This window comes from Vreelandella sp. L-25 (assembly GCF_056857535.1).
In genome coordinates, this window is record NZ_JBSXNH010000079.1 from 1 (window position 1) to 18,860 (window position 18,860).

The 18,860-nt window shown below is 58.0% G+C and carries 15 protein-coding genes; 7 read left to right on the forward strand and 8 right to left on the reverse strand.

The features are described from left to right. The 4 genes from AC13CN_RS13050 to htpX form a co-directional block, all read left to right on the forward strand. The coding region (locus AC13CN_RS13050; protein ID WP_483053202.1) for a hypothetical protein at positions 1–218 on the forward strand (218 nt) is incomplete at its 5' end. 9 nt (positions 219–227) lie between these two features. After that, entirely contained in the window at positions 228–1,181 is a 954-nt protein-coding gene (gene ylqF / locus AC13CN_RS13055; protein WP_054641419.1) for a ribosome biogenesis GTPase YlqF, read from the forward strand. A gap of 55 nt (positions 1,182–1,236) precedes the next feature. Beyond that, complete coding sequence (locus AC13CN_RS13060) at positions 1,237–2,484, forward strand: pyridoxal phosphate-dependent aminotransferase (protein ID WP_074210866.1); 1,248 nt, start codon at positions 1,237–1,239, stop codon at positions 2,482–2,484. Positions 2,485–2,598: 114 nt separating this feature from the next. Next, positions 2,599–3,504, forward strand: a complete 906-nt coding sequence (gene htpX / locus AC13CN_RS13065) for a protease HtpX (protein WP_172515613.1) — start codon at positions 2,599–2,601, stop codon at positions 3,502–3,504. A gap of 76 nt (positions 3,505–3,580) precedes the next feature. Here htpX and pdxB read toward each other — a convergent pair whose 3' ends face one another. Continuing rightward, entirely contained in the window at positions 3,581–4,726 is a 1,146-nt protein-coding gene (gene pdxB / locus AC13CN_RS13070) for a 4-phosphoerythronate dehydrogenase PdxB (RefSeq protein WP_074210868.1), read from the reverse strand. 84 nt (positions 4,727–4,810) lie between these two features. On the opposite strand from pdxB, the gene AC13CN_RS13075 reads away from it, so the two are divergent. Further along, entirely contained in the window at positions 4,811–5,092 is a 282-nt protein-coding gene (locus AC13CN_RS13075) for a WGR domain-containing protein (RefSeq protein WP_058576952.1), read from the forward strand. 33 nt (positions 5,093–5,125) lie between these two features. Here the strand turns inward: AC13CN_RS13075 and AC13CN_RS13080 are convergent, their stop codons facing one another. Beyond that, complete coding sequence (locus AC13CN_RS13080; RefSeq protein WP_044627787.1) at positions 5,126–5,461, reverse strand: glutaredoxin family protein; 336 nt, start codon at positions 5,459–5,461, stop codon at positions 5,126–5,128. Between the two features lie 34 nt (positions 5,462–5,495). Then, positions 5,496–7,706 (reverse strand): bifunctional 23S rRNA (guanine(2069)-N(7))-methyltransferase RlmK/23S rRNA (guanine(2445)-N(2))-methyltransferase RlmL, encoded by a 2,211-nt coding sequence (gene rlmKL / locus AC13CN_RS13085; protein WP_172515612.1) that lies wholly within the window; start codon positions 7,704–7,706, stop codon positions 5,496–5,498. A gap of 388 nt (positions 7,707–8,094) precedes the next feature. On the opposite strand from rlmKL, the gene rmf reads away from it, so the two are divergent. Beyond that, positions 8,095–8,304, forward strand: a complete 210-nt coding sequence (rmf, locus tag AC13CN_RS13090) for a ribosome modulation factor (RefSeq protein WP_009722578.1) — start codon at positions 8,095–8,097, stop codon at positions 8,302–8,304. 80 nt (positions 8,305–8,384) lie between these two features. Here the strand turns inward: rmf and AC13CN_RS13095 are convergent, their stop codons facing one another. The 5 genes from AC13CN_RS13095 to AC13CN_RS13115 form a co-directional block, all read right to left on the reverse strand. Further along, a complete protein-coding gene (locus tag AC13CN_RS13095) occupies positions 8,385–9,401 on the reverse strand; it encodes a quinone-dependent dihydroorotate dehydrogenase (protein ID WP_074210870.1) in 1,017 nt (338 codons plus the stop codon). Positions 9,402–9,555: 154 nt separating this feature from the next. Continuing rightward, positions 9,556–14,379 (reverse strand): NAD-glutamate dehydrogenase, encoded by a 4,824-nt coding sequence (locus AC13CN_RS13100; protein ID WP_172515611.1) that lies wholly within the window; start codon positions 14,377–14,379, stop codon positions 9,556–9,558. Between the two features lie 177 nt (positions 14,380–14,556). Then, on the reverse strand, positions 14,557–15,684 hold the full coding sequence (gene trmA / locus AC13CN_RS13105) for a tRNA (uridine(54)-C5)-methyltransferase TrmA (RefSeq protein ID WP_172515610.1): 1,128 nt from the start codon (positions 15,682–15,684) through the stop codon (positions 14,557–14,559). A 57-nt stretch (positions 15,685–15,741) separates the two neighbouring features. Next, positions 15,742–16,539: a glutamate racemase gene (murI, locus tag AC13CN_RS13110; RefSeq protein WP_172515609.1), complete on the reverse strand. Its 798-nt coding sequence runs from the start codon at positions 16,537–16,539 to the stop codon at positions 15,742–15,744. Between the two features lie 165 nt (positions 16,540–16,704). Further along, entirely contained in the window at positions 16,705–17,250 is a 546-nt protein-coding gene (locus tag AC13CN_RS13115; RefSeq protein WP_172515608.1) for a hemerythrin domain-containing protein, read from the reverse strand. A gap of 238 nt (positions 17,251–17,488) precedes the next feature. Here AC13CN_RS13115 and AC13CN_RS13120 point away from each other — a divergent pair, with 238 nt between their 5' ends. Next, positions 17,489–18,814, forward strand: coding sequence for a replication-associated recombination protein A (locus AC13CN_RS13120; protein ID WP_062359285.1), 1,326 nt, complete (start codon positions 17,489–17,491; stop codon positions 18,812–18,814). Positions 18,815–18,860: the final 46 nt, after the last annotated feature.

The following is an 18,860-nucleotide window of genomic DNA, read 5'->3' on the forward strand; positions in this document are numbered from 1 at the left end:
ACGGCTGTTTGCTCAAGGCCGAAGTGTTTTCTACCCCCTCTGGAGAAGAGCGCCAGACGCCGAGGCACGAATACCAGACTTGTTCACCTCCTCAGGAGGACTATGCCGATGACACGCCGGAAAATGGGGAGACCCTAGTGAAAGGAAGCACGGCAAGGCGGGCACCATCTGCTAGAATGGTCGCCCGCTTTTTTATGCTTGTATTTTTGTGCTTGTAGGAGAAACCCATGCTCGGCTGGTTCCCCGGACATATGAATAAGGCCCGCCGCCAGATCAAGGACGCGCTGCCAGAAATCGATGTGGTCATCGAGGTGCTCGATGCGCGCCTGCCCTACTCCAGCGCAAATCCCATGCTGGCCGAGCTGACCCGCCATAAGCCGGTGCTGAAAATTCTTTCCCGCGCCGACTTGGCCGACCCCGTTCGTACCGACGAGTGGGTGGCCTTTTTTGACGCCCAGGCAGACACTCGCGCCCTGGCGATTACCACCACCAATACCCGCGAGCTTAAGAAGATCCCCAAGCTCTGCCACGAACTGGCGGGAGCGGTGCGTGCCGACCGCGACGTGCGCGTGATGGTGATGGGCATCCCTAACGTAGGCAAATCGACGCTGATTAACGGCCTAGCCGGGCGCAAAATTGCCAAAACCGGCAACGAGCCGGCGGTCACCAAGCGCCAGCAAAAAGTACGCATTGATGGTCGAGTAGCGCTCATCGACACCCCTGGGGTGCTCTGGCCCAAAATCGAAGACCAAGCCAGCGCCTACCGCTTGGCGGCCAGCGGCGCGATTCGCGATACCGCCATTGAGTATACCGATGTGGCCATTGTTGCCAGCGCGGAGCTTGCCAAACGCTACCCCGCCGAGCTAACCGCCCGCTATAAGCTAAAAGCGCTGCCCACCTACGAAGCCCCCGTGGTGGAGGAAGTCGACGCCGACGGCCCGAAAAAGCCTGATTTTCTTGCTATTGCCGGGTTTGACGGCCACGCCATTCTCAAAGAAATCGCCGGAAAGCGCGGCGGCCTGCGCCCTGGCGGCGAAGTAGACCTGCACCGCGGCGCGGAAGTACTGCTGCATGAGTTACGCGATGGCAGGCTTGGCCGCGTCACGCTGGAAACCCCGGCAGATATTCCGCCGCCGCCAGCGCAAAACGACCAAGACAGCCCGGCCTCATCCGACGCATAATGAGCCACACGTCAAACACTTCCACGGCACTGGACACTTTTGGATAACGCACCCCATGGACACCCCGCAGCCTAGAGAATCACACACGCTGAAAAAATCACACAAACTGCACAACGTTTGCTACGACATTCGCGGCCCGGTACTCGACCACGCCAAGCGCCTGGAAGAGGAAGGCCAGCGAATCTTGAAGCTCAACATTGGCAACCCAGCACCGTTTGGCTTCGAAGCGCCGGAAGAGATTTTGCAGGACGTGATGCGCAACCTGCCCACCGCCCAGGGCTACTGTGATTCCAAAGGCCTCTACTCCGCCCGCAAGGCGATTATGCAGGAGTGCCAGCGTAAGCAGATTCCTGGGGTGGGTATCGAAGATATCTATATTGGTAATGGCGTTTCCGAGTTGATCGTCATGGCCATGCAGGCGCTGTTAAACGACGGCGACGAAGTGCTAATCCCCGCGCCGGATTACCCGCTCTGGACCGCAGCCGCCCACCTTTCTGGCGGCCACGGCGTGCACTACCTGTGCGACGAGCAGGCCGACTGGGCACCGGATATGGCCGATATTCGTGCCAAAGTCACCAGCCGTACCCGCGCCATTGTGATCATCAACCCCAATAACCCCACCGGTGCGGTCTACCCGCCGGAAGTGGTGCGGGAAGTGCTGGATATCGCCCAAGAGCACAATCTAGTGGTGTTCTCCGATGAGATCTACGACAAGATTCTCTACGACGGGGTTAAACACACCGCTACCGGCGCGCTGGCCGACGATGATCAATTGGTGATCACCATGAACGGGCTGTCTAAAAGCTACCGCTGCGCGGGCTTTCGCTCTGGCTGGATGACGATTTCCGGCACGCTAGCGAAACAGCGGGCGAAGGACTTTATTCAGGGCCTGACCATGCTGGCCTCGATGCGACTATGCGCCAACGTTCCTGCCCAGCACGCCATTCAAACGGCGCTAGGCGGTTATCAGTCGATCAACGATTTAATTCTGCCGGGCGGGCGTTTGCTGGCCCAGCGCGACATTACCGTTGAGAAACTCAACGCAATTCCTGGGGTCTCCTGCGTAACGCCCAAAGGCGCGCTCTACGCGTTCCCGCGTTTAGACCCCAAAGTGTTCAATATTAAAGATGACCAGCAGTTGGTGCTGGACTTGCTCTTGCAGGAAAAAATTCTGCTGGTACAGGGCACCGCCTTTAACTGGCCAGAACCCGATCACGTGCGCATTGTCACGCTGCCCTGGGCCGACCAGCTCGGCGACGCGCTGGACCGCTTTGCCAATTTCTTGTCTCGCTATCGCCAGTAGTTATCGGCAGCAGCTATCGACACTCAACCAGCGACTTGAAACTGACATGAAATGCACGTATCTAAGCCATCATTCCATTAACACTTGTTATGACCTTGAGGGAGATCTTCATCCATGATGCGAATCGTGCTGTTTTTAGCCACTAACTTAGCGGTGTTGCTGGTCGCCAGCATTACGCTGCGGCTGTTTGGCGTTGAGAGCTATCTCAACAGCCAGGGTATTAACTTCACCAGCCTGCTGATCTTCAGCTTTGTGTTTGGCATGGCGGGTTCGCTGGTATCGCTGTTTATCTCTAAATGGATGGCGAAGCGCTCAACCGGCACGGTGATTATCGAAAACCCGTCGAACTCCACAGAGCAGTGGCTGGTGGATACCGTGGCCGAACTGTCTCGGGAAGCGGGCATTAAAACTCCGGAAGTAGGCATCTTCCCCGCCCAGCAGTCCAACGCTTTCGCCACCGGCTGGAATAAGAACGATGCCCTGGTAGCGGTATCGGCGGGCTTGCTCAACCGCATGCGTCCTGAAGAAGTCCGCGCGGTACTGGCCCATGAGATTGGCCACGTGGCTAACGGCGACATGGTGACGCTGGCGCTGATTCAGGGCGTAGTGAACACCTTCGTTATGTTCTTCGCCCGCATTGTCGCCCACTTGGTCGATAGCTTCCTGAAAAGCCGCAGCGACGGCGAAGGTGGCCTGGGCTTCATGGGCTATTTTGCAGTGGTGATGGTGGCAGAAATCGTCTTTGGCATCGTCGCTTCCGCGATTGTGGCTTGGTTCTCTCGCTACCGCGAGTACCGGGCTGATGAAGCGGGTGCCCGCTTGGCAGGCACCGGTGCGATGGTCAACGCCCTGGCACGTTTGAAGGCCGAAACCGAGATGCCCGACCAAATGCCGGACACCCTGCGTGCGATGGCCATCACCAAAGGCCAGACCCGCTCGCTGGTCGAGCAGCTGTTCGCCAGCCACCCGCCGCTGGATGACCGTATTCGCGCCCTAAAAGAAGCCGCTTACCGTCAGTAAGCTGTGAACGCTCAATAAGATACGCCAAGGCCCGCCAATGCGGGCCTTGTGCGTTTAGGTAAACCAATGATGCGTGTTAGCCGCAGCGCACCTGAAAGCCTGCCGCCTGAAGCGACGGCTGCAATGACACAGCGTCGTTTTCCAGAAAGACGGTGAGCGTGGCGAACTCGCGGCGCAGCGGGTAGTTGGCGCGGCAGCTATCAAAGCCCTTGGCAATCCCCTGGTGCGTCACCTGACGCTGCAAGGCATCGTGGTCACGGCGCACGTCATACACGGCCCGAACACACAGCCGAAGTGCCTCTTCCACCGGCAGTGCGCTCTGCAACGTTAGCGTGGCCAGGGCTGGCGGCGGGCAGAGCTCGCTAAACGGCATACCGCTGGGCTGGTTTAACTGCGCTGCCAACGCTTTCTGAATCATCCAGGTGCCGCGCAGCTTGCCATCCAGACTATGTCCGGCAATATGTGGCGTTGCTAAAGCGACCAAATCACGCAGCCCTGCATCAATGTCCGGCTCGTCTTCCCAAACGTCTAACACGGCGGTGATATCACCCTTCCCTGCCAAACGGCTGCGCAGCGCCAGGCCATCAATGCAGTCGCCACGCCCAGCGTTTAGCAGCAGCGTACCAGGGGCCAGCTCGTTGATGCGTTGGGCGTTCAGCAGTTGATAAGTGGCGTGAGGGCCAGCCTTCACCAGCGGGGTGTGCAGGCAAATCACGTCGCTCTCACCAATCAGTTTATCGAGTGACACAAAGCCGCTTGCGCCCTCTTGTTCCGCCCTGGGAGGGTCACACACCCGTACCGCAACGCCGAGCGCCTGTAGGCGGCGCTGCAAGCGGCTACCCACATTGCCTGCCCCAACAATCCCCACGGTTCGCTCCAGCAGCGGCCAGCCTTCTCGCTCGCTCACCGTCAGCAGGCTGCTGAGCACATAATCGACCACCGCCTCCGCATTGCACCCCGGCGCGCTGGCAAAGCCAATATTGCGCTCTTTGAGATAATCGAGATCAATGTGGTCGGTGCCAATGGTGCAGGTGCCCACAAAGCGCACCGGGCTATCGGTAAGTAACGCGCGATTCACTTGAGTGATGGAGCGCACGATCAGCGCATCGGCATTTTGCAGGTCAGCCGCTCGGATCTCGCGGCCCGGCAAGCGGTGCAACGTACCCACGCCCCCAAAACAGGCGTCGGCGGCGGGGATATTAGCGTCGATAACAAGTTTCATAGGCGTTTTAGTATCCGGGCTTTACAATACGTCCGCAATGGCTTGCTGTGCAGGCATGATCAAGAAGTCGTTAAGGAGATGGGTGTGATCGTACGCTGGGAAACCGACCATGACTATGTGTTGGTGCATATTCACCAGGATATGTTCGGCGACTGGATTTTCAGCCGCGCCTGGGGACAAATCGGCACCCAGTTTGGCGGATTGAAGCACCAGTTAGCGGATAGCCTGGAGCAAGCACAGATGTGGCTGGAGGATGAAGCAACGATTCAATCCTCCCGCGGATTCCGCAAGGTGCTGGAAGCCGCCGACCACACACCGGCAGGCCAGGAAGCGATGCGCCAGCTGTCGCTATTAGACGCACTCTGACGCATCACCTGTTAGCCAGATTCGCCCGTTTCGTTAACCTAAGAAGCGCCGCCCATTGCGCTGATGCACCCCCACGGGGGGCGCTTGTTCCGGCGGCGTGGTGAGCGCGGCAAGTGCCGCCTCATCCAACCAGCCCCGCTCGTTCAACCAGTGGCTTAAACGCGCCACATCGAAGCCGCGATCCAGCTCAACGCCGTTGGCATCCACCAACACCGGAATTCGTGTGCCGTATTGCTCCACCAGCGCGTCGTCGTCGCTGATCTCGATGTGGTGCAACCTCACCTCTTGGTTGGCCAGTGTGGCCACCAGCGCCTCTAGCTGGGCGCACAAATGGCACCCCAGCGTCGTGTAAATCGATAGTTCAATCATCGCCCTTGCTCTTTATCGGCTCAGGAGGAGTGGATCATGACGAGTGGCGCAGCAAAAACACGTGATGCAGATTGGTGCGCCGCTGGAAATCTGGATCGAAGGTGCGCGTGGTGATCTCCTCTACCGCGTAGCGCTCGCTCAGCGCTTCATCCAGCTTAAAGCGCCGCTGGTTGTTGGAGAACACCAGCGTACCGCCAGGGGCTAGGCGTGCCATGGCCAGTTCCACTAAGCGCGGGTGGTCGCGCTGCACATCCAGCGTGTCGCGCATCTTCTTCGAGTTTGAGAAGGTCGGCGGGTCCATAAAGATCAGATCAAACTGCGCGTTGGCGGTTTCCAGCCAGCGGAAGCAGTCATCACGCACCACGCGGTGCAGCCTTGGGTCGAGCTTGTTGAGCGCAAAGTTGTCCCGCGCCCACTCCAGGTAGGTGTTGGACATATCCACGCTAACGCTGTCGCTGGCCCCGCCCAGCGCGGCTTGCACAGTGGCCGTCGCGGTATAGCAGAACAGGTTGAGAAAGCGCTTGCCGCTGGCCATCTCGCCGAGCATCCGACGTACCGGACGGTGGTCCAGAAACAGGCCAGTATCCAGATAATCGCGCAGGTTGACCCATAGCCGAGCGCTGCCCTCCTGCACTTCAAAACGCTCGCCGCTGGCTTCGCGCTTTTGGTACTGGGCCGCACCGGTTTGCCGCTCGCGGCGTTTGACATAAATCTTACTAGGGTCGACACCCAACGCCTCGGGCAGCACTTCCAGGGCATCAAACAGCCGTTTTTGCGCCTGCACCGGGTTAATAGAGCTGGGCGCGGCGTACTCCTGCACATGCACGCGGTCGCCGTAACGGTCCACTGCCAGCGCGTATTCAGGCATATCGGCATCGTAAATGCGGTAGCAGGTCTCACCGCTCTGCTTCAGCCACTTTTTCAGGCGTTTCTGGTTTTTCGCTAGACGATTGGCAAACATCTGCGCATTTTCCGACACCGCCGGTTTTGCAGTACTGCTTGCCTGAGGTGCTACGCCCGCTTCTGACGGCTCACCGCTTTGCTGAGGCGCAGGACGAACACTGCCAATCTCCATTAACAGCAGTTTGGCATCCAGCGCGCCGTTTTTTAGCGCGTACTGTTTATGGGCACGCAGGCCTAAGCGGTGGCCAAGATCCGGGTTGCCAGTAAACATCGCTAGCGTCCAACCGGGGAACAGCGCCTTAGCTTTTTCACCGAGCTGGGCGTAAAGCTGCACCAGCTCAGGCAGCTCGCCCAAGCGCTCGCCGTAGGGCGGGTTGGTGATCAATAGCCCCTGCTCGGCGGTCAGGGTCTCTGGCCGGGTTAGTTGAGCAAGGCTCTGGCCGTGGAGCGTTATCAGCGCAGGAATGCCCGCCCGCATGGCGTTAGATTTCGCGGCGGTCAGCGCTGCCGGGCTTTGATCAAAGCCCATCAGTTCCGTTTTGCAGCGTTTGCGGCCAATCGAGGCGCGTGCTTCAGCTTCGCGTTTTAATTCACTCCACACCACGTCTTGATGGCCTGCCCAGCCGTGAAAGCCAAACCGCTCGCGGTTCAGGTTAGGGGCTTGGTCAGCCGCCATCAGCGCGGCTTCAATCAGCAGCGTACCGGCACCGCACAGCGGGTCGATCAGTGGCTCGCCGGCTTTGGCCCGCTCCGGCCAGCCTGCGCGCACCAGCAGTGCTGCCGCTAGGTTCTCTTTAAGCGGCGCGTGACCCACATCGCGGCGGTAGCCACGACGATGCAGGCTCTCGCCAGAGAGATCAATTCCCAGGCTCAGGTTGGCTCGGTGCAGGTGGGCGTAAATGCGTAGGTCAGGCGCTTTGGTGTCCACATTGGGCCGCTCTCGACCGCCTAACTGCAGCGCGTCCACCACGCCATCTTTCACCGTCTGTGCGCCGAAGCGCGTGTGGCGAATATGGTCGCTGCGGCCATGAAAATCCACCGCCAAGGTCTTGCCGGGGGCAAGATGCTGACTCCAGGCGATGCGTGCAACCACATCGCGTACCTGCTCTGCGGTCTCTATCATCGCTTCACGCGCCAGTAGCAAAATCACGCGGTTTGCTAAGCGAGACCACAAACATACCCGATAGGCGGTGGCTTGGTCGGCAGAAAAATAGACCCCTGCCACGGTGGTTTTACCCGGTTCAGCGCCCAGGGCCGTGAGTTCGTCCGCCAGCAGGCCTTCAATGCCTTTAGGGCAGGTCGCTAGGAGGTTTAGAGGGGCAGTTTGGCTCAGCTCGGTCATGGTGATCGCCGCGCGTAACCGCGCGATATTCCTGTATATGGCAAATGAATGTATGTCTTATGACAATTTGATGGTCGACAAGTGACCCCATCATGGTCTAACAATAAGAGGGTAGCTACTAAAAACGCATGTGTTGCTTGTCAGGGTCATTATTGTGCATGTTTCATAACACCAGTAACGACCCATGGCTTGTTTGAGTTTGCCGCTTCTTCCGTTCAGCACGTGAGTGCTAGGCATTCGCACTGAGGCAGCAGCTCACTCTTGAACTTGAAGTCACTTCTCGAAGTGGTGCTGGCAATCTGGGTAAAGCACGCCTATGGGCCTGCTGTTACTACGTTGCCTTGTGACCTACTTCTTATCAAAGGCTTTCATGCAAAGAGGTTAGCCAATGAAACGACAAAAACGTGATCGCTTCCAGCGGGCTTATGTTCACGGCTATAAAGCGGGTATTACGGGTCGCTCCCGTGATGATTGTCCCAGTCAAGATGTCAATTTACGCGAGTATTGGATGAGTGGTTGGCGTGAAGGTCGCGGCGACCAGTGGGATGGAATGACCGGCGTTTCCGGTATTCATAAAAACCCCATGGTTATGACCTAGTTTATTTACCTTTTATACATACATTTGGAGAACGGAGCCCGCTGCCAAGCGGGCTTTTTAGTGCCCCAGCGGTAGCCGCTTCATTCACCCTGCTTGAGCGCTTTCGCACACTGCTGTACCAGCGCTGGGCCTTGGTAAATCAAGCCTGAATAGAGCTGTACTAAGTCCGCACCAGCGGCTATTTTCGCCTTTGCCGCTTCACCGCTATCAATACCGCCCACCCCAATAATTGGCAGCGTGGGGAGATGGGCGCGCAGCAGACGAATCACCGTGTTGGACGCCTCAAACACCGGCTTACCGGAAAGCCCACCCGCCTCTTGAGCCTGTGGGTCATCACTGACCGCGTCCCGGGAAACGGTGGTATTGGTGGCAATCACGCCATCTAGCTCGTTACGGGCAATGCTGCCTGCCACTAATGCCACTTCCTCTTCGCTCATGTCCGGGGCAATTTTCACCAGCAACGGTACGTTGCGGCCTGCTTGGGCATCCAGCTCGCGGCTTTTAGCGCGAATGGGTCCCAAAAGAGCATCTAACTGTTCACCAAACTGCAGCGTACGCAGCCCCGGCGTATTGGGTGATGAGATATTCACCGCAATGTAGTCCGCCGAGCCGTGCACCGCGTTGAGGCAGGCCAGATAATCATCCAGCGCATGCTCAACCGAGGTGGTTAAGTTCTTACCGATATTGATACCCACAATGCCGTTGTAGTGACGCTTTTTAACCTGGGCAACAAGATGCTCCACCCCTTTGTTGTTGAACCCAAAGCGGTTGATGATCGCCTCATGCCCAACTAGCCGAAACAGGCGCGGTTTGGGGTTACCCGGCTGTGCTTTAGGGGTCACGGTGCCCACTTCTACAAAGCCAAACCCCAGCTCGCCCAGCGCATCAAGGTGGTCGGCGTTTTTGTCCAGCCCGGCGGCAAGCCCGACCCGGTTAGGAAAGCGCAGCCCCATGAGTTCGACAGGATCACTCACCGGCTCGCCATACACACGCTTAATGCCGCCCACCTTATGCAGCGCGTCAAGCGCGTTCAGCGCCATGCTATGGGTAGTTTCGGGGTCCAGGCGGAATAGCAGCGAGCGGGCAATTGGGTACATCAGCAAGACTCTCCTGAGCGGTGGGCGAAGTGCGGGGCGGGCGCAGTATAACGCACATCGCCCCCTCTTCGCAGAATGAAAAAAGCCGCGTCCTGGTCTCCCAGGGCGCGGCTTTTCGTTAGAACGTAGCTTTTCTCATAGAACCCGTAAGGGCTTATGCTTTGCTATCGCTCTCGGCTAAATCCACCAACTCACGAACCGCGACGGCAAACAGCGCGAATCCGCCTTCGCTTCCGCCACGCACTTCGTCGATCAAGCGGCACCAGCGGCGGTGTAGCTCGGCGTGCTGCTCCAACCACTGGGCCACCCGCTCCTGGGTGTCGCGGCTGCCCGCCTCCAGCTTCAAGACGCTTGTCGTCAGCGCTAGCTGCTGGCGGTCGATATCATCGCGGAAGGTTTCCCGCGCCTGAGCCTGCCAGGAGTCGCGCACCTCAAGGTGCGTGACCTGCTGAATCATCCAGGGTAGCTCCAGGCGGCTGCCGATTTCATAGAACACCTCGGCTACCCGCTGGGGTTTCTCGTTGGTGATGCGGGCCGCTTGAATAATGCCCAGGCCAGCGTAGAGGCTCGGTGCCGCTGCCACGGTAGCAGCCAATGCTTCTGGCACACCAGCGGCTTGCAGCTCGTCGCAGCGCTTGCGCCATGCGGCCTGCTCTTCACCGCTCAGCAACTCGCCAATGCTCTCCTGCAGCTGCGCTAAGCGCGGACCGAAGTACTCAATGGTGTCCTGGGTCGAAAGCCCCAGGTGCTGACGCAGGAACCAGCGTGTTGCACGGCGAATCATGCGCATCAGGTCCAGCATCATGGAGTACTGCACACAGCTGGGCACTTGGTTATCCAGTGCTTCAATCTGCGCCCACAAATCGGTCAGGTTGAAGGCATCCCGGGCGACGACGTAGGCGCGGGCAATGTCGGCTCGGCCAGCACCGGTCGAATCCATCAAGCGGCGTACGAACACAATGCCCATGTGATCAACGAGGTCGTTAGCCACCTGCGTTGCCACGATTTCCCGCTTCAGGCGGTGGTCGTACATCTCGGCTTGATAGCGTTCGGTGAGCACGGCGGGGAACAAGCGCTCCAGATGACGGTGAATATAGAGATCGTCCGGCACGTCAGAGTTGATCAAGTCGCCCTTCAGGGTGCTCTTGGCGTAGGAGATTAGTACCGACAGCTCCGGCAGGCGCATGCCCTGGTTGTTGCTGGCACGCTCTTTCAGAACGTCATCGGCAGGCAGGAATTCAAGCTCGCGGTCTATTTGACCGGCGGACTCCAGCTCGCTAATGAAGCGACGGTACGGCCCCATGCCCTGGTGAGACAAGATCTCCGACAGGTCCAGTGCCTGGGTCTGGCGGTAGTTATCCAGAATCACTAGGTCGGCGACCTCTTCGGTCATGTCAGCCAGCAGCTGGTTACGCTGCTTGTTGGTCATATCGCCACGCTTGACCACTTCGTCGATCAATATCTTGATATTGACCTCATGGTCGGAGCAGTTGACGCCCCCGGCATTGTCGATGAAGTCGGTGTAAACCCGCACGCCGTTGGCGGCGGCTTCCATCCGGCCACGCTGGGTCAGGCCCAGGTTACCGCCCTCGCCGACCACACGGCAGTTCAGCTCTTTACCGTTGATGCGCAGCGCGTCGTTGGCTTTATCACCCACGTCCGCATCGGTCTCTTCTGAGCTTTTCACATAGGTGCCAATACCGCCGTTCCAAATCAGATCCACCTTCGCCTTGAGCATGGCGCGAATCAGATCGTTAGGAGACAAGCGCGTTTCTTCGATACCAAACACCTGCTGCATTTCCGGCGTGATGGTGATCGACTTGGTGCTGCGGCTGAACACCCCACCCCCCTGGGAGATCAGTTCGCTGCTGTAATCTTCCCAGCTGGAGCGCGGCAGATTGAACAGGCGCTTGCGCTCGGCAAAGGCCGCTGCGGCATCCGGGTTCGGGTCGACGAAGATGTGCAGGTGGTTGAAGGCGCCCACCAATTGGATCTTATCGGAAAGGAGCATACCGTTACCGAACACGTCCCCCGCCATGTCACCGATACCCACCACGGTAAACAGGTCTTCCTGGGTATTGACGCCCAGGTTCTTGAAGTGACGCTTTACGGATTCCCATGCGCCGCGGGCCGTAATCGCCATCTTCTTATGGTCGTAGCCGTTGGCACCGCCGGAAGCAAATGCGTCACCCAACCAGTGGCCATACTCGATGGAAATTGCGTTGGCGATGTCCGAGAAAGTAGCGGTGCCTTTATCTGCGGCAACCACTAAGTAGGTGTCATCTTCATCGTGACGCACCACGTTTTGCGGCGGTACCACCTCGCCACCCACGAGATTATCGGTGACATCCAGCAGCGCGCGAATGAAGGTTTGGTAGCACGCGATGCCTTCTTTCTGCTGGGTTTCGCGGTCGGCGTTTTCCGGCATGCGTTTGCACACAAAGCCGCCTTTCGCACCAACGGGCACGATTACCGCGTTTTTCACCTGCTGCGCTTTAACGAGGCCCAGCACTTCGGTACGGAAATCTTCAAGACGGTCCGACCAACGCAGGCCGCCACGCGCCACTTTGCCACCGCGCAGGTGAACGCCTTCGACACGCGGCGAGCAGACGAAAATCTCGTAGGCCGGACGTGGCTTGGGCATACCGGTCACTTTTGACGGTTCCAGCTTGTAGGCAATGTAATCCTTAAAGCGGCCATCGTCAGTTTTCTGGTAATAGTTGGTGCGCAGCGTGGCCTGGATCAGCTCCATAAAGCGGCGCAGCAGCTGGTCGTCATTGAGGCTGGCAACGCCTTCCAGGTGCTCGTTAAGGTGTGCTAAGCAGTCGTCTAGGTTACTGGGCTGTTGGGCCGGGTCGAAACGTAAGCGGAACAGCTCAACCAGGGTTTGGGTGATGGCCGGATAGTTGGCCAGCGTTGCAGCGATGTAGTCCTGGGACATGCCGAAGCGGATCTGTTTCAAATAGCGGGCATAGCCGCGCAGCATAGCCACTTCACGCCAGTCCAGGCCAGCACTGATAATCAGACGGTTAAAGGCGTCATTATCGGCCTCGCCTGCCCAAATGCGCTTGAACGCTTCGCTGAAGGTGTCGCGCATTTCGCTCAGGTTGACGCCTTCGCGGCTATGTTCCAGCTCAAAGTCGTGAATCCAATAGCGCTGCTGCGGCGCATTGATATCGTAGGGGCGCTCGCCAATCACGCGCAGGCCGAGATTTTCCATCATCGGCAACACATCAGAGAGCGGAATTTGCGATTCGCGGTGGAACAGTTTCAGGTTCATGCCGCCTGCCTGCTCTTCCAGCGGGCGGTAGAGCGATAGCGACAGGTCATTGCCACTATCCAAGGTTAACAGGTGGTGAACGTCAAATACCGCCGTGCGGGCATTGAAGTCTTCCCGGTAACTAGCGGAGAACGCATCGTGGAACTGGTCGATGAGGTGGTTGGCGCGCTCTTCACCAAAACCTTCGACCATGGCTGCCTGCAGCTCGTCGCGCCAGCTGCGCGCCAAGCGGGCGACTTTGCTCTCCAAACGCTTCAGGTCGTACTGGCTGGGGGCGTCGCCGTTAAAACGTAGAATGAGCTGGATACGCGCCAGCACCGACTCGGATAAGTAGGTATTGAAGTCGCCAAAGTGGGCATCCAACTCATCACACAGCATGCCCTGAATACGCTGGCGCAGGTCGGTAGAGAACACGTCCCGTGGTACAAACACCAGGCAGGAGTAGAACTTACCGCTGACATCGGCGCGGATAAACAGGCGCACTTGGCGGCGTTCACGAATATTGAGAATACCCAACGCGGTGCTGGCCAGGGATTCCGTGCTGATCTGGAACAGGTCATCGCGGGGGTAGACTTCCAATACCTGCAGCAGCTGCTTGCCGTTGTGGCCCTGGGGATTGAAGCCAGCGATATCCATCACGGCCTTGAGCTTGCGGCGCAGCAGCGGAATATTGCGCGGCGACTCGTTGTATACCGTGGCGGTGAACAAGCCAAAGAAACGACGCTCGCCGATTACATTGCCGTCATCGTCGTAGCGGTCGACGGTGATGTAGTCTGGATAAGTGGGGCGATGCACGCGGGAGTGGTGCGCGCTTTTGGCGAACGAGAGCAGTTGCGGCACCAGCACGTAGTCGTCGTGCTCGTCGATGCCCTCTTCGGTGCGGATACGCTCACGGTAGCGCGGCTGATCTAGGCGGAATACGCCCAGCACGCTGTTAGGATCGCGCTGCAGCTCGTTACCGTCCAGCAGGTACTCGTCGTAGCCTAGGAAGGTGAAGTTATCCTTCAACAGCCACTCTAGAAAGGCAATGGCTTCTTCGTGGTCATCCGGGTCAATTTGCGGTGGGCAGTTCTTTTCCAGCTCTTGAATGGCGGAAGTAATCTGACCGCACATGGCATCGAAATCGCTCACGGCGGTGCGTACATCGCGCAGCACTTCATGCAGATTGCGCTCAATTTTCGCCAGGGACTCGGCGTCGGTGTGGCGATCGACTTCGATCACAATCAGCGATTCACGGGCGTCCGGTGCATTCTCATCTTTGGGAGAGGTCAGCGCCTTCAATTGATGCTGGCTATCACGCGCCACGGCGAACACAGCATTTTGAATGGCGTGTACCGTTAGGCCGCGACGGTTGAGTTCAATGCGTACGGAGTCGACCAAAAACGGCATATCTTCATGGAGCACCGCCACAAAGGTGTGGGTCGACTGCCAGCCATGCTCTTCAAAGTCCGGGTTAAAAATACGCACTTTGGGGCTTTGCGGGTCATGGTGCTGTAAAAACTGCCAGATGGAGAGCGTCGCGCCGTAAAGGTCATCCAACCGACGGTCTACCAGGTCTTCCACTGGCACCGTGGCGTAAAAGTGGCGCGCAAAGGCTTCGATGGCGGCCGCCCGTGCTGGCTCCAGTCGCGCTTCCAATCGCTCTTGTAGCTGCTTTAAAAGATCCCGCCGACTCTCTTCAATCGCAACGTAATGCATCCATCACCTCGACTGCCTGGGGCCACTACATAGGCCAAAAAAACGAAGGACAATAGGCCTTTAGGCCACTCTACCTGTTAGCTTACGCTACCCAGGACCGCCACCCTAACCAACTGACAGGTTATTCATGGAGTATGCCGCTTGTGCATCATAAGCACTATTGACAAGTTCAGCGTATCAGCTTTGTGAGGCCACTTGTGGCTGCCGACGGGTCAGCAACACACCACACTCACAGTGGTGGGTAAACGGGAACTGGTCAAATAGCGCAAAACGCTCAATATCGTGGGTCTTAGTCAGTAGCGTTAAGTTTTCGGCAAGCGTGGCCGGGTTGCATGAAATATAGACGATTTGAGCGTATTCGCTGATTTGTTGGCAGCTTTGCTCATCTAGCCCGGCCCTGGGCGGGTCGACTAACACGGTTGAAAAGTCATACTCGTCCAGCGCCATCTCGGCCACGCGGCGGCCCTCTTTTTCCCCTTTCAGTGCCAGTGCAAACTCTTCCGCCGACATGCGGGCCACGTGGGCATTGGTCACGCCATTGGCTTCAAGGTTGACGTTGGCGCTAGCGACGGAGGTACGTGAAATCTCGGTGGCCAGCACGCGACGGAAGTTCTCAGCCAGCGCAATGGTAAAGTTGCCGTTACCGCAGTACAGCTCTACGAGATCCTCTGCCTGGCGGCCTTGTGTGGCCTCTTTGGCCCATCCCAGCATGGTTTGGCAAATGTGGGCGTTGGGTTGGGTAAAGCTGTTTTCTACCTGCTGGTAGTGCAGCGTGCGGCCATCCACCGTTAAACGCTCCCACACGTGATCGCGGGTAAGCACCAGGCGCTGCTTGCGGGAGCGGCCAATAATCATGATGCCCAGGGCACTTTCCAAAGCACGGGCTTCGGCTTCCCAGGCATCGCCCAACGGGCGGTGATAAATCAGCGTGACCAGCGCTTCCCCGGAGAGCGTGGTTAAAAACTCCACCTGGAACAGGCGGCGGCGCAACTCGTCGCTGGCGAGAAAGGCCTCCCGCAGCTTGGGCATCAGCTCGTTGATCTGAGCGCTGGCCACAGGGAACTGATCTAACCGAACCACTCGTTTGTTTTTGGGGTTTTCCGGGTCGACCTCGAACATAGCGTAAAAGAGGTCGTCCTCTTCATGCCAAATGCGAAACTCGCAACGCTGGCGATAATGGCTGGGTGGCGAGGGGTACACCTCGAGCGCAGGCGTATCAAACGCAGCAAACGTGCTTTCCACATAGGCTTGCTTCTCAGCCAGCTGTTCGTCGTAGCGTGCTGGATCTACTGTAGGGATCGCCAAGGTGGCTCCTCATCACTAAATATTAAAATAGGAAAAAAGACGTTTATTCACCGCCGCCTAGCGGGCGCCGGGCAGTACGAGCGGCCGTGGTTCATGAAAGCCGTAGCGGGCGAAGCCATCGGTAAGCGCCTGAGCAGGCGCCGTGGTGAAGCAACGGCCATCGTGTGCACTGCTCACCAGGGTAGTGGCCACCTGCCCCACCCGGCGGGCAATGGCATCACCGGAGTCTACCCATGTGATAGGCGCTGGTGCCAGCGTGACTAATAGTGGTTGCAGCAACGGAAAGTGGGTGCAGCCAAGCACGACAGTATCTAGCGCGGGGCTCTCTTGGGTGGCTTGCCATAGCGGCGCTAGCGCTTGCTGAATGCGCGGTGCGTTGAGCGGCGTTCCGGCTAGCCACGCTTCAGCTTCGGTAACCAGGGCATCTGCCGCTATTTTGGTCACCACGCAGTCGCTGGCAAAGCTGTCGATTAGCCCCTGGGTATAGGGGCGATTCACCGTAGCCGTCGTGGCCAACAGGCCAATATGGCGCGATGTGCTCATCAGCGCTGCCGGTTTAATCGCGGGCACGGTACCAATGACAGGAATTGAGAGCGTTTGGCGCAGCCCTTCTAGGGCAAGGGTGCTGGCAGTATTACAGGCAACCACCAGCACGCTGGCTTGGCACGCTTGGACTGCCGCCTGGCAAACCATCACAATCCGCTTAGCGAGGGTCGCATCGTCGCGCAGGCCGTAAGGTAGCCAAGCGTTGTCGCAGGCGTAGCACAGGGCAGCCGATGGATAGTGCTGGCGCAGCGCACGGGCAACGGAAAGCCCGCCCACGCCGGAATCAAAAATCAGTATAGGCCCTGACATCACCCTTCACCTGCACAGTCCGCTATGTTGAAACCCACCCCATTAATAGTGGCGCTACTGGCAACGGCCACCACGCAATGACTCAGCTTTTCAGCCGCCCAATAAAAACGGGGCGCCAGTTTAACACGCCCCGTTCGGCTCTGAAGGATTCACATTTGACAGGAGTTACAGTGCTGGAACTTCCGCACCGCATAGTTCAGCGTAAAGCTCTGGGTAGGCGAGTTGCAGACGCTCCAGCTCTTTTTCAGCGCCTTCGGGCAGCGCTTGGCGCAGCTCCTCCATATCCTCTTCGTTGAAATGCTGGTCGATCAGCGGGAAAAGCCCCTCCCGCTCGTGGCGCAGATAGCCTCGGTGGGCTTCCAGGTATGCTTTTAAATCATCCGCGAAACGATCCATGGGCAGGATGTTATCCATCAGGATCATGTCGATATCCTGGGACAGGCGCATTAAGCGCGGCTTTAGCTCACGATAGTCGCTCGCCATTTGCTCCATCAGCGGAAGATGCTCCGGCGCCTGGGTTTTGAGCCGTTCAACGCAGATGCGCTCAAGGGGCGTAGCAAAACCATCCATGTAGGACAAAATGTAATCGACCACCTCACGCATCAGTTGAAAGTCGGGCCGCTCGCCGTTAGCCAAGGTTTTATGCTTTAGCTGCAGCACATGGAGCATTCGCGCCATGTTGGCATGATCTAGACGCAGTTGGTTTAACATCGTGCCGTCTCCTTCGTAAGTGTCATGCCTGCCGCTCTCCCTACAGAGCATTAGGCACACAATCATGAGCTGGGTTCTACTACACTAGCGTTAATCCTTGCCTTGCGCCTCTATGATGACTAACGCTGGTGGGCGCTTCTTATCGTTATGCCACAAGGTAGTCTGACGTTACCCTATTTACCACAGACACTTATTAAGCGTTAGTTGTCCAACGCCCCGATTTACAACGGAAGTTTATATGGATCTTTTTGAAGCCACTCCAGGTGAAGACGCCCCACTGGCCTTTCGTATGCGCCCGTTAACGCTGGATGAGTATATTGGCCAACAGGCACTGGTAGGACCGGATAAGCCACTGCGCCGCATGGCGGAGTCGGGCGTGGTGCGCTCAATGATTTTGTGGGGGCCGCCAGGGGTAGGCAAAACCACCTTGGCAGAGCTACTGGCTCGCGCATCGGAGACCCATCTTGAGCAGCTAAGCGCAGTGATGGCTGGCGTAAAAGAGATCCGTTCGGTAGTGGAGCGCGCCCGACAGCGCACTTCTCCCACGCTTCTCTTTTTAGATGAGATTCACCGTTTGAACAAGAGCCAGCAGGATGCACTGCTGCCTCATGTGGAGTCCGGCCTGTTAACGCTGATTGGCGCCACCACTGAAAATCCCTCCTTCGAGGTGAACTCAGCGCTGCTCTCACGCGCGCGTGTTTATGTGCTAAAGCCACTAACCCAGCAAGAGCTCATTCAGGTGATGCAGCAAGCATTGGCGCATGACCAGCGCGGCCTGGGCAAGCGACCAATTGATATAGAGCCTGGCGTACTGGAAGCCCTCGCCCACGCTAGCGCGGGGGATGCCCGGAGAGCCTTAGGGCTACTGGAAACGGCTTGTGATTTTACCGAACAGCAAGATGGTCGCGAGGTGCTACGCAAAGCGGTACTGGCGGATGTAGTCGGCCATCAGTCCAGCGCGTTTGATAAGCAAGGCGATGCTTACTATGACCTGCTATCCGCCATCCATAAATCGATTCGATCGTCGCGCCCTGATGCCGCACTTTTGTACATGGCGCGCTTTATCCAGGGCGGCGGCGACCCATTGGATATCGTGCGGCGCTTAACCGCCATTGCCTCGGAAGACGTAGGCAATGCCGACCCGCGCGCCCTGCCGCTCGTCATCGCCGCCTGGGATGCCTATTTGCGCCTGGGCGATTATGAGGGCCAACGGGCGATTGCCCATGCAGCGATTCATCTGGCAGTGGCACCTAAAAGTAACCGCATTGACCGGGCCTGGAAAAGCGCCCAGCAGTTTGTCCAGCAGCAGCCCCAGGTGGAAGTACCCACCTACCTACGCAACGCACCTACCAAACTGATGGAGCAGCTAGGCCATGGCGAGGGCTACCGATATGCTCATAACGAAGCGGATGGCTATCCAGCGGGCAGCGCTCACGACTGTTGGCCGGAAGGCGTGCCGAAAACACGCTTTTACGAGCCGAGTCCGTTTGGCCAGGAGAAGCGGTTTGGGGAAATCATGGCGTGGCGGGAGCAGCGGGATCAGGAAGCAGATCAGGCACCCTAAAAGTGCCTGATAAACTGCGTTAACACGGTGAAGTAACCGCCAGAGA